Origin of the sequence: Corallococcus sp. 4LFB (assembly GCF_046520365.1) — a bacterium.
Classification (GTDB): Bacteria; Myxococcota; Myxococcia; order Myxococcales; family Myxococcaceae; genus Corallococcus; species Corallococcus caeni.
Window position 1 is genome coordinate 1 of sequence record NZ_JBKGHJ010000304.1, and the last position, 10,637, is coordinate 10,637.

Annotated in this window: 10 protein-coding genes and 2 pseudogenes; all 12 read right to left on the reverse strand. The window is 71.0% G+C overall.

Annotated elements, in window-relative coordinates:
* Window positions 1-1,287: pseudogene (locus ACLEQD_RS27495) on the reverse strand (ATP-binding protein); the annotation flags it as partial.
* A 9-nt stretch (window positions 1,288-1,296) separates the two neighbouring features.
* A complete protein-coding gene (locus tag ACLEQD_RS27500) occupies window positions 1,297-2,478 on the reverse strand; it encodes a hypothetical protein (protein ID WP_410387962.1) in 1,182 nt (393 codons plus the stop codon).
* 32 nt (window positions 2,479-2,510) lie between these two features.
* Window positions 2,511-3,251: a phage tail protein gene (locus ACLEQD_RS27505; protein ID WP_410387963.1), complete on the reverse strand. Its 741-nt coding sequence runs from the start codon at window positions 3,249-3,251 to the stop codon at window positions 2,511-2,513.
* Complete coding sequence (locus ACLEQD_RS27510) at window positions 3,248-4,249, reverse strand: hypothetical protein (RefSeq protein ID WP_410387965.1); 1,002 nt, start codon at window positions 4,247-4,249, stop codon at window positions 3,248-3,250. Before ACLEQD_RS27510 ends, ACLEQD_RS27505 begins: the two co-directional genes overlap by 4 nt.
* A 1-nt stretch (window position 4,250) precedes the next feature.
* The gene (locus ACLEQD_RS27515; protein ID WP_410387967.1) at window positions 4,251-7,205 is read right to left on the reverse strand and encodes a putative baseplate assembly protein; all 2,955 of its coding nucleotides are present in this window, start codon (window positions 7,203-7,205) and stop codon (window positions 4,251-4,253) included.
* Window positions 7,206-7,210: 5 nt separating this feature from the next.
* The gene (locus ACLEQD_RS27520; protein ID WP_410387969.1) at window positions 7,211-7,594 is read right to left on the reverse strand and encodes a GPW/gp25 family protein; all 384 of its coding nucleotides are present in this window, start codon (window positions 7,592-7,594) and stop codon (window positions 7,211-7,213) included.
* Window positions 7,595-7,603: 9 nt separating this feature from the next.
* Window positions 7,604-7,939: a hypothetical protein gene (locus ACLEQD_RS27525; RefSeq protein ID WP_410387971.1), complete on the reverse strand. Its 336-nt coding sequence runs from the start codon at window positions 7,937-7,939 to the stop codon at window positions 7,604-7,606.
* Window positions 7,939-8,577, reverse strand: a complete 639-nt coding sequence (locus ACLEQD_RS27530; RefSeq protein WP_410387973.1) for a phage baseplate assembly protein V — start codon at window positions 8,575-8,577, stop codon at window positions 7,939-7,941. The genes ACLEQD_RS27525 and ACLEQD_RS27530 overlap by 1 nt, the downstream gene beginning before the upstream one ends.
* Entirely contained in the window at window positions 8,574-9,674 is a 1,101-nt protein-coding gene (locus ACLEQD_RS27535) for a phage late control D family protein (protein ID WP_410387975.1), read from the reverse strand. The genes ACLEQD_RS27530 and ACLEQD_RS27535 overlap by 4 nt, the downstream gene beginning before the upstream one ends.
* Window positions 9,675-9,686: 12 nt before the next feature.
* Window positions 9,687-10,088 carry a LysM peptidoglycan-binding domain-containing protein gene (locus tag ACLEQD_RS27540; protein WP_410387977.1) on the reverse strand — a complete coding sequence of 134 codons (402 nt, stop codon included), beginning with the start codon at window positions 10,086-10,088 and terminating at the stop codon, window positions 9,687-9,689.
* 59 nt (window positions 10,089-10,147) lie between these two features.
* Window positions 10,148-10,414, reverse strand: a pseudogene (locus tag ACLEQD_RS27545) (hypothetical protein); the annotation flags it as partial.
* Window positions 10,411-10,637 (reverse strand): hypothetical protein (locus tag ACLEQD_RS27550; protein ID WP_410387979.1); only part of this gene is annotated, 227 nt, incomplete at its 5' end. The pseudogene ACLEQD_RS27545 and the gene ACLEQD_RS27550, both read right to left, overlap by 4 nt.

Genomic DNA, 10,637 nt, shown 5'->3' on the forward strand with positions numbered 1-10,637 from the left:
CCCGCGCGCCAGGCTCCGTGCGGTGGCCACCGCGTCGCGCAGCTGCGAGCGGCCCAGCCGGTAGCGGCGGACGAGCGAGGCTGGCACCACGCCTGGAGGCACGCGGGTGGCCTCGTCCTCCAGCGCCTCCGCCCACAGCCGGACCTGCTCTTCCGGGCCGGGAGGCGGAACCTCCAGCCAGACAAAGGGGCGTGAGAGGGGCGGCGGGGCCGGCTCCCACGGCACCGCGCCGCAGACGAGCACGGGGCCGGGTGTCTCCTCCAGGGCGCGCAGCAGGACCCCACGCGGCCCCCAGCGCTCGCCCGCGAGGAGCGCCTCGAAGCCTTCCCAGCAGGGCACCGCGTCCAGCAGCAGGGCCTCCCGGGCCGCCTGCCGGAGGGCCCACTCCACCTGCTCATCCTGGGCCGCCAGCAGTCCGCGTCCCTCGATGAACAGCAAGGGCCGTCCCCAGGCCTGGCCCAGCGCCTCGGCCGCCGCCCGGGGATCCGCCACGTCGCCTCCCCGCAGGTAGACGAGGGGCGGGAGGGGCTCGTCAGCGAATGGGGCCAGGCGGTCCACGAGCTCCGGGAAGAGGGACACCGCGTCCCTCGCTGGACGCGGTGCCACCCGGCGCAGATGGGGCGCGAGGCCTGGATCCGGCGAGTCGGAGCCGTGCAGGTATCCGGCGATGCGCTCATCCAGCTCGAGGACGCGGCCCGGCAGTGGAGGCGGAGGCTGTCCGGGCGCGCCGTGCAGGTGGAGGAGCTCGTGGCGCCGCAGCGGGGCCTCCGGGCTGAAGCGCTCGCGAGCGGCCAGACGGGCCTCCAGCGAGGGGCACAGCAACCCCAGCACCAGGTCCACCGTGGGCCGGCGGCGGGTGACGTCATCCTGGAGCCAGGCGAAGGCGCGCTCGTAGCGCAGGTCCACTTCCGGCGCCAGGCAGAGCAGCAGCACGTCCACATCGAAGCGCCCGAGGCCGCAGCGCCGGGCCAGGGTCTCCAGCCGCAGCTCCACGCCCCGGCGGAGGCTCTCGCGCTTGCGCAGCTCGATGTGGGCGGCCTGTTGCTCCAGCCTCGCGGGCAGCGCGTCCAGCGGCGGTGGCAGGGGGACCTCGGCCCAGTGGGGCTGTCCCAGTGGCCGCTCCAGGGCGCCCACCACGTCCTCCTCCGACAGCGTCAGCCCGCGAAGCTCGTCGCCGTCCACCGCCTCGCGCGCTCGCCACACCTGCAGCCGCAGCAGCAGGTCCAGCCGCGCGAGCTCGGCCAGCAGGTGCTCCAGCGACGAGGTGAAGGGCTCCACCGCGCTCATGGGCCTGGCTCACACCACCACGGAGAACTTGAGGTGCGTCTGGGTGCTGATGGGCAGCTCCAGGACGGTGACGGTGAAGAGGTCTTCCTCATCGATCTTGGTGAACGGGTCGACCCTCTCCAGTTCGAGTTTCACCGGACCGGGTACCAGGTCCGCCAAGGGGATGACGGCGGTCGTACTGAATGGGTAGTGCGTCGTGACGTCCGGCTTCACCCAGTAGCGGCACGCTCCCACGGGCTTGTCATTGAGCTTGAGCGTCATCCCAATGGGCCCATCCGTCACGTCTCCGGTTTCCTCGAGCACCTTTCTTTTTTCGTCGTACACGGGCCGTTCCATTCTCCTGGCCGAGCCGGACGCGAGCAGCAGCAGCGTGCCCCCCTGATAGTCGAAGGACGCCCGCAGCCTGAGCGGCTCACTCTCCACTCCACCCGTCTTCGTTCCCCGATAGCGGATGGCGGTCACCCGCCACTTGCCGCTCAGGATGAAGCCATCCTTGTCGACGGTGGTCTTCGAGCCGAGCGCCACCCTGCCATCGCCGCCCACCTCGAGCAGGGACGTGTCTCCGGTGCTCACCTTCAGCGCCGTCGGGGAGGACGGGGCGGCGCGTACCTGGAACGCCCCTTCCAGCAGGGCCAGGAGGTTGGCGCCGTCTCTTCCCGCGCGCAGCGTCAGGGCTTGCTCGCCGCTGCCCGGCAAGCGGATCCCCGCGTACCGACGTGGCCGCTCATCCACCTGGGCCTGGCCATTCGACTCGGTGACCCTGGCCAGCACGACGTACTTCTCCGGGTTCGACCCTTCCTGCTCCTTGACGAACTCGACCATCGCTTTCTGGTCCTGCACATAGCGCAGGACCTTGCCCGACTCGGGATCCGTTTTGCCGTCCGCCTCCTTGAAGGAGATGACCAGCAGCCCCCTGTTCTCGGCCGCGTGGGGCACTGTCAGGCGCGTCTCGGCCTCCAGGATGAGCTGACGGCCCCGCGCATCCACCGCCACACCCGGGCTGACCGAGACCTCTTGCGAGGCACCCTTGCGCACCTCCAGTCCCCTGGCGATTCCCGGCGTGTGCAACTGGCGCGCGTGGCGCTCGTGCCGGAGCCGGTGGAAGTCCTGCTCATCGGTGAGTTCGCTGACGGTCAGCAACTGGCCATCGAAATACCTGACACGTGGTTCGGCTTCATCCAGGTCCGCCATGGTTCACCTCCTCTTGCTTTCATGCGTTCACGTCACTTCGGGGTCAGGGGGAACAGGTATTCGCCCACGACGATGCTGTCGTCGGGATGCTCCTTCCTGAGTTCCCAGAGCCGGGGCACGATGCTGGTCTTCACCCGCAGCTGGCAGTACGTATGGGCGGGCTTCTCGCGGGCGATGAGGTCCCGGAGGCGCTGTCTCCAGGGCATGATGAGTTTGGGGTCGGTCAGCGTCAGGAAGACCTCGACCGCGAAGGCATGCGTCGTATCGGCTTTCTTGCTCGGAGCCACCGTGCTCCCCGACGGTGCGCCCAGGGATTTGGGCCCCAGCTCAGTGGCCTCCTTGATCGGAGCCACCGTGCTCCCCGACGGTGCGCCCAGGGATTTGAGCCCCAGCTCAATGGCTTCCTGGAGGGACTCCTTCGTGCCCCGGCACTGGTGGCGACAGACGGCGGCCTTGATGACCTCCCGCTGGGTCTCCACGCTCATGTCCTCGCTGACGCGCGTGGCCACCCAGCCCGCGAGCCACGGGAGGAAGGGCGTGGAGGCGTCCGCGTCCACGTTGATGTACTTGTGGCCGCGCTCGATTCGCTTCTCGAGTCCCAGCGGGCCCACTGAATCCATGCACGGCCGGGAGAGGATGTGCTCGAAGGCCAGGAGGAACCGCCCGAGGAAGGACTCCGGGGCAGATGGGGCAGGGGGCTCCTCCAGCAACCGGGACTGCCAGAAGAGCGCGGGCAGGTACTTGAGGTAGGAGCTCAGCGTCCCGGTTTTCATGTGCCGCCTCCTTCTTGTGCCGCCTCCAGGGTGAGACAGATGTGCCCATCGCCGAGCGCGGGGAGCGCGGCCGGGTGGAGCAGGAGGTCCGGTGGTGTTTTTTCGGGGGGGCCGTTCCCGCGCACGAAGGCGAGGTCCTCCATTTCAGGGGGGAGCACGAACTCGACCGTGTTGACGGAGTCCACTCCAGCGACCCGCTCGAGCAGGGCGTAGAGCTCCGAGCCATGGATGGCGCGTCCGAAAGGCCACCCCTGTCCGTTCACGCCTCCAGTCAGGGGATGGAGCCAGCGCAGGAGCTTCTCCCGGGCCGTTTTCTCCACCTCCTGCTCCTGGGCCTTCCGGAGGTCCGGTGCCAGGTGGAGCGTGGCGCAGAGCGTGAACTCCAGCCGTTTCCACCCCACCACATGCAGCCGCGTCGTCAGCAGCCGCCGCTTCGCCAGATACTCCTTCACGTCCTGGCGCAGTTCCTCGCTCGCCGCCGGCGGCTCCCCGCCCACTGCCAGTGGCGTGGGGACGAGGATGAGGCTCACGTGGCTGGGAGCCGGCTTGAAGGTTATGCATTTTTTGCATGGAGTACGTGTTTCAGATGTCCTGCATGCTTCGCATGTGTTGGCCGTCTCGAGGTCGCGCTCCCCCAGGGCGCGGACCCGGCGGAGGCCCCCGTGCTTCAGCGCCAGGGACTCGAAGTCCCCTTCGGTGACCGCGAGCCAGGGCTCGCGCAGCTCCAGGACCCGCAGGCGGAGGGCCTCGTCCAGGGAGTGCCCCCCCTGGCTTCCGCCGAGCAGCTTCAGGAACGCCTTCAGGTGCCCGTCCCGCAGCCGTCCGGCCCGGTAGAGCACCATCTCCGTCAGCCAGGCGAACAGCTCGAGCAGGGTGATGCCCGGGTCGGAGGGGTTGTGGTCGGTCCACCAGGGCGCGAGTCCGGGAATGCCCGCTCGTGCTTCCTCCAGCAGCTCCAAGGCGGAGGGGGTGTCCAGCTCTGGCAGCTCGAACCGCATGTCACGCGTCCTCGTCGATGGCGGGAGTGAGCTCGTAGTCGCCCGGGGAGATGAGCGCGTCGGGGCTCACCTCGCCGGGGGAGAAGGTCAGCGTCTTGACCCGGCGGATGCCGGGAAGGTCACTCAGCAGCGCGTAGAGATCCGAGTCGTGTGGCTGGCGCCCGAAGTCCCAGCCATCGCCGTCGTCGCCGCCGGTCAGCGGGTGGAGGAACCGGTCGAGCGCGGCCCTCGCCGTGGCCATCAGCAGCTCCACGCCGTCCAGGGAGCTGACGACCAGGGTGGCGGTCACGTGGACCTGGACCCAGTCCGGACCGATGGCGCGCACGTCCACCGCCGGGGCGCAGCGGGCGCGCACGTGGTCCTCCACGCGCCGCAACAGCTCGAGGCCCGGGGTGGGCCGGGGCCCGGCTCCGGAGGGGATGATGACGAGCCAGACGCTGCCCGGGGCCGGCTGCCCGGGGAGCGGGGACCCCGGAGGCGACAAAGCGACGGGGGGCGTGATGGCCCTGACGCGCACCACGTCCGCGGAGGCCTCCCGGGCGATGTCCTCGAAGTCCTGGGCCGTCACCGCCCGGTCCCGGTGGCGGATGCGCCGGGGTGCGCGCTCCCGCATGCGCTCCAGCGTCTCGGCGGCGGTGCCCCCCGTGGCCGCCTCCCGCTGTTCGACCCCCTCCACGTAGGGCACGGTCGTCCGGAGCTGGGTGAGGGCGCCCGCCGGGACGTTGCCTTCGGCGCCCCCTCCCGTGCGGTACCAGGCGGCCCGGAGGTTCTGGCGTCCCCGGGGGGGAATCCTGCCGTGCTGCCCGTCGCCGAAGCGCACGGCCCCGGTCAGGTGGCGGATGACGTAGTGGCGATCCGTGGGGCCGGAGGCATGGAAGTCCGGAACGGGATGCCAGCGCACCCAGACCCCGGAGGAGCCCTCGCTCCCGGCCGGTGGCGTGGACACCGCGTCCGGCCCCTCTTCGCGCGCGAGGGTGGCCTGCTCCTCCGCGGGAGGCGGCTCCGGCTCCAGCACCTCGATGCGCTGCCCGAGCAACACGGGCGCGTGGGTGAGGAAGAACGCCTGCTCCGGGCTGCCGTCACTCGAGCCCAGCACCTCGCCGGAGAGCGTCACGGCGTGGACGGCCCAGGTGGTGTTGGTCAGCACGCGCCGCAGCCGGGGCGTCACCTGGAAGGCGCCTCCCTCGCAGCGCGCCCGCAGCCAGTAGCGCTCCTGGCCGAACGCGCCGCGGGCCCCGCCATCCCGCGGCCCGATGAAGCGCACGCGCCCGCTGTGCGAGAACGCCCGCGTCTCGTCTCCCACGGCCAGCCGGCGCCAGCCGTGGCCACTGCTGGAGTACTCCCAGATGAGGCGGGGCCGCTCGGCGCTGACGGCCCCCTTCAGGGCTTGCATGTCCTCGGGGCCCGGAGGGGACACCTGGAAGAAGAGGGTGATGGGGTCTGGCGCGAAGGGCTGGTCGAACCCCAGGTACAGCGCGGGCTGGGTGTCAGAGCTCCGGTGGAAGGGCTGGAAGGGCCGCGGCCGCTCAGAGCCCTCCCGGATGTCGACGGGCTTGAAGGTGAAGTCGTTCAGGGTGAAGCAGGTCCCGGGGCGGTGGTGAAGGACTTTGCCCTCGATGCGCTCGAGCCGGAGCTGCTGGACCACGGGCGCGCCTGGCTCCAGCGGCGTTCCATATCCGCCGGACACGAGCCGGGCGCGGAGCCAATGGCCGGGCTGCCCGTTCACCTCGGTGGGCTCTGGGGCCCAGGGAAGTTCGAACGCCAGGGTCCCGTCCTTCGTCAGGGCATTCGTCTCGTCCTGGAGCGAGAGGACCTGCACCCAGGCGCTGGCACTCCAGCGCTCCCAGACGAGCCGCGGGGCGTTGACCTTCCCGGGAGGGCCGCTCAGCTTCACGTGCACCTTCACCTTGGCACTGGGCCAGGCCAGGACCTCTCCGCACTCCAGGTAGAACGTATCGCCGGCGCGCGGCAGCGGGCCGAGCGGAAGGAACTCGCTGGCCTCCAGCGGCATGGTGTTGAAGAACATCCACCCGGGGCGGGCCTCCTTCCGCTCCCGGGAGTAGGACTCCACCTGCAGGTCCGTGACGACGAGGGGTTTCTCCCGCGGCGGCGGACGGGAGCAGCGGGCACGCAGCCAGCACGCGCGCACGCCCTGGAACTCGAGTGGAGTGAGCGGCGGCGCCCCTCTCCCCAGCGTCAGCTCCACCGTTGCCGTGCTCTCATTCGCAACGAGGGCGGCCTTCTCCACCCGCCACCAGGCCCCGCCATCCCAGAAGGTCCACTCCAGCCCCAGGCCGTCCAGCGCCGTCAGCATCTCCGGTGCCTGAATGCTGAAGCTCAGGCGGAGCATGTCCAGGCCCGGGAGGTTGAAGCGCGAGTCGATGGGGATGAAGAGGCTGTGCTCGTCGGGGGTGTCGCCGGAGAAGGCCGGGAAGTCGCCGGGGGCCGCGTCCTCGAGCCACGCGGAGCGGTCCGCGTAGGTGTCCTCCGGGCCGTCCTTCTCGTCGTCCCGCTTGTCGGCGCCGCGCACGAAGAGCGAGGTGAGGCGCGCGCGGGTCAACACGAGGGAGTCCTCGGTCTCGAAGACGAGCGCTTCCGGCTGCTCCTCGGTGGGGGTGGTCGCCACCTGCGTGCCGGCGGGGACCCGGGCCTCCACCGTGCTGCCCTCCACCATCCGGAAGGTGAGCGGAGCCCGGGCGGCGGTGGGGGGCAGCCGCTGGGCACCGAGCAGCTGCAGGAAGGCGAGCTGGGCCCGCTCGGGCTGGAGGTTCAGCGCGGCGACGACGTGGCGGGCCATGCGGCAGAAGAGCTGGATGAGCGTCCGCCCCAGGTCGGGCCCGGACGTGCCGGGCGGCATCCACTCCGGGCAGTATTCGCGTGCCAGGGTCTCCGTCTCCCGGACGAGGTCCTCGTAGCCGCGCGGATCGATGAGGGGCGCTGGAGGAGGGCGTGCCATGGGCTTCAGCTCACGGAGAAGGGATAGACGAGATTGAAGCGGCTGTTGGTGCTGCTCACCGTGTAGTCGATGGAGACGAGCAGGGTGCCGGGGTCCTCGGCGGCGCACCGCGCGTCCACCGCGTTCAGCTCGATGCGGTGCTCCCAGCGCTCCAGTGACAAGGTGACCTCGTAGACGGCCTGGCCCAGGGTGGCCTCGTCCAGCGTGTCGAAGACGAGCCGGTGGATGCCGCAGCCGAACTCCGGCTGGAGGACCCGCTCCCCCGGCATGGTGCCGAGGATGAGCAGGATGGACTGCTGGACCTTCTCCGCGTCTCCGCGCTGCTCCACCGCGCCGTCCACGAGCCGCACCGGGAAGCTCCAGCCCTGGCCAAGAAAGTCCCGCTCCATGCCGGCCTCCTAGCGGGCCCTCACGCGGCTCGCGACGGGGAGGATGCGCATCGGGGGGCCCAGGGGGAGGCTGGTGGAGGTGCCGTTCGTCAGTAGCAGGGGCAGTCCCATGGAGGACACCCGGCGGGTCCCGGTGAGCCACTGGCCGACGACGCAGAAGAGCGGGCGGCTGGGACACCCGGTCACCAGGAAGGGCTGGAAGGGGCGGGGCACGGTCACCACCGGGTTGCCGCCCAGCCTCACTCGCGGCTGGAGGACCAGCGGCCGTGCCTGGCCGAAGTGGGCGCACAGCGCCTGCATTCCGGCGTGCATCACCGGACCTGGAGCCGCGAGGGGCGCCGGCATCACACCACCTCCAGCGCGCCGCGGTTGATGTCCACCTTCCCGCCCTGGATGGAGATGCGTCCCGGCCCCTTGTCCTCCAACGTCACGCTCGCGCCGCTCAGGGTGAGCCGCCCGCCGGCCTCCATCGTCACGTCCCCATCGGCGTGAAGGGTCAGCGCGCCGGACTTCGAGTCGAAGGTCATCCGGACCTTTCCCTTTCCATCGCAGAGGGTGATCCGCTCGCGGCCCTGCGTGTCATCGAGCGTGAGGGTGTGGCCGCTGCGGGAGCGGAGCACCTTCACGTCCTGCTCGGTCCCCTGGGGGCCCGGGGGCTGGCACGCCGTATCGGAGACAGGCAGCGGGCACGCGGCGAAGAGGCAGCCAATGACATACGGGAAGTGGAGGTCGCCGTTGTCGAAGGCGACCAGCACGTGGTCGTCCTTCTCCGGCAGAAGCAGGAGCCCCCGGTTCGCGCCCGCCATGGGCGAGAGCACGGGCGCCCAGGCGCTCTCGTCCTGGTCCGAGAAGCGCGGGAAGCGCACCCGGACGCGGCCCCTGCGCTCGGGATCCTTGTTGTTGGTCACGATGCCCACGGTGATGCCGTAGGCGCGTCGCGCCCAGGCCTCCGGGACCTCCGGTGGACCGGCTTCGAGTCTCATCCTCTCTTCCTCCCCTCGGCGGTGAAGCGGGTCAGATAGCCCTGGTGGATGGAGAAGGCGTGCGTCGCGCTGGTGATGCGCCAGGGCCCGCTGAAGCGGGTGCCCACGCCTTCGATGCGGACGACCATGCCCGCGCGCAGCCGCGCCAGGCCGATGCACCGGCCGGTGGCGGTGGCCGTGGGCTGTTCCTGGAGCCGCACCCTGGCGAGCCACAGGGCCTCGGCCGCGTTGGACACCGGCTGGTCGTCGATGACGTCCAGGCGGGCGCCGGAGCCACTGGGAAGGGCGTCCTTCGCCAGCATGCCGACGAACGTGGCGGGCTGGCCGGTCTCCCGGGCCTGGCCCACGAGCCCCTGGGCCTTGCGTGGATCCACGCAGGTCTTCGGGTCGTACCCGCGCACCTCCACGGACCGGACGGCCCGGGTGGAGGAGACGCTCGGGCAGAAGTCGACCAGCTCGCGGGTGGCGGTGAGCGTCAGCTCCGGGGCCGGCGCGGTCTTCATCGGTCTGAAGCGCAGCCTCCTGTCCTCCACCTGCACCTCGCAGCCGTTGGCGCGGGCACGGCGGTTGAGGAACTCCAGGTCCGACTCGTTGCTCTGCATGACGAACTCCCGTGTGGGCGGGCTGCCCAGGGGCGAGGCGGTGGACACGTCCGGGGCCAGGCCATGCGCGGCGGCGATGGTGCTGACGATCTGGCTGTCCGGCATCCGCTGGAAGGTCCGCGTCTCGCGGCGCCGTGCCAGGCGGTGCCCCAGGTCCTGCGCTGTCACGGTGAGCACGGCGGCCGCTCCCGCCGCGTAGTCCAGCTCGAGCCCGGTGATCTCCCCCTTGCCCATCGGCACGAGCTCGCCCACGTAGCCCAGGGAGAGCTCCAGCGTGTTGCCCAGCGCGAAGAGCGGATCATCCACCCAGGAGAGCGCCTGGGTGGACTCGTCCCAGCAATGGAGCTGGAGCGTGAAGAGGCTGACCATGCCCACGTCCTCGTGCATGCGGGCCTCCAGCAGGTCCAGGCGGGCCCGGCGCGGGAGTTCCTGGCCGTTGATGCGGACCTGCACGTCGGGAACGGGGCGGGGAATGGCGGCCTGGGGCCCTGGCATGGAGGCCTCCTCTCACGGGCGCAGCGGGGGGATGGTCAGGGACATGCCCGGCTTCAGCGCGAGCGGGTTGTCGATGCCGTTGGCCTGGGCGATCCGGCGCCACAGCGAGAGGTCTCCGTACTCCTCGTGGGCAATCTGGGTGAGGGTGTCTCCGGCGCGGACCACGCGTCGCTTGAGGAGGTCCGCGGAGTGGAGCTCGCGGTACGGCTCCGCCTCCTGGAAGGTACAGCCCAGCGTGGCCCGGACCGGCGTCCCATTCGGGAGGAAGGCGGTGAAGTCCTGCGAAAGGGACACGAGCACGCCCCGGATGAGGCGGTAGCCGCCCCACCACAGCTCGCAGAGCGGCGGCCGGTGCAGCTCCTGCTGGACCCGGGTGAGCTCGACGACCTTGTCGGTGTACTGGACCACGTCCACGCCGGTGGGCGCGGTGGAGATGCCGCCTGAGCTGGCCGCCTGGCCCGGCGGCCCTCCGAGGTGTCGAAGAGCAGCTCGACGGTGAGGCGGGTGGGCTGGATCCGCTGGAACTCCACCCGGGGAAGGTTCCTGGCGGCGTCCACCTCCACGGCCTGCTGGTGGGACCATTCGATGTCCCTGCCGTACTGCAGGCGGTTGGGATTGAAGAGGGCGGAGAGCCGCCCGTTCAGCACGCCGCGCGCGCTTGTCTCATGGCGCATCTGGATCTTCTGGAGGCTGCCGCTCGCCGCCGGGGCCGAGCCTCCTCCCATGGAAAGGATGCTCATCGCGTCAGCCCCCTGCGTTCACGCTCCTGGGTCAGCTGCCGCAGCAGCCGTTGGTGGACCTTGTCCGTCAGCGCCTCCAGGTCGATGCGGGAGACGGCTCCCGTGGCCCCGGCATCCGGGAGCGGGTTCTGGAGGGCCGGGGGGCCCTGGGGCCGGAGGGCGCCTCCCGCGGAGGCGGGCGCGGGGCCCGGACCGCGAGGACCGGGGCCGCGAGGTCCATTCA

Bases quoted from the DNA above. Each gene is read 5' to 3' on its own strand.
- ACLEQD_RS27510 (WP_410387965.1), bottom strand. From the start codon at position 4,249: ATGCGGTTCGAGCTGCCAGAGCTGGACACCCCCTCCGCCTTGGAGCTG.
- ACLEQD_RS27505 (WP_410387963.1), bottom strand. From the start codon at position 3,251: ATGAAAACCGGGACGCTGAGCTCCTACCTCAAGTACCTGCCCGCGCTC.
- ACLEQD_RS27525 (WP_410387971.1), bottom strand. From the start codon at position 7,939: ATGCCGGCGCCCCTCGCGGCTCCAGGTCCGGTGATGCACGCCGGAATG.
- ACLEQD_RS27500 (WP_410387962.1), bottom strand. From the start codon at position 2,478: ATGGCGGACCTGGATGAAGCCGAACCACGTGTCAGGTATTTCGATGGC.
- ACLEQD_RS27515 (WP_410387967.1), bottom strand. From the start codon at position 7,205: ATGGCACGCCCTCCTCCAGCGCCCCTCATCGATCCGCGCGGCTACGAG.
- ACLEQD_RS27520 (WP_410387969.1), bottom strand. From the start codon at position 7,594: ATGGAGCGGGACTTTCTTGGCCAGGGCTGGAGCTTCCCGGTGCGGCTC.
- ACLEQD_RS27535 (WP_410387975.1), bottom strand. From the start codon at position 9,674: ATGCCAGGGCCCCAGGCCGCCATTCCCCGCCCCGTTCCCGACGTGCAG.
- ACLEQD_RS27530 (WP_410387973.1), bottom strand. From the start codon at position 8,577: ATGAGACTCGAAGCCGGTCCACCGGAGGTCCCGGAGGCCTGGGCGCGA.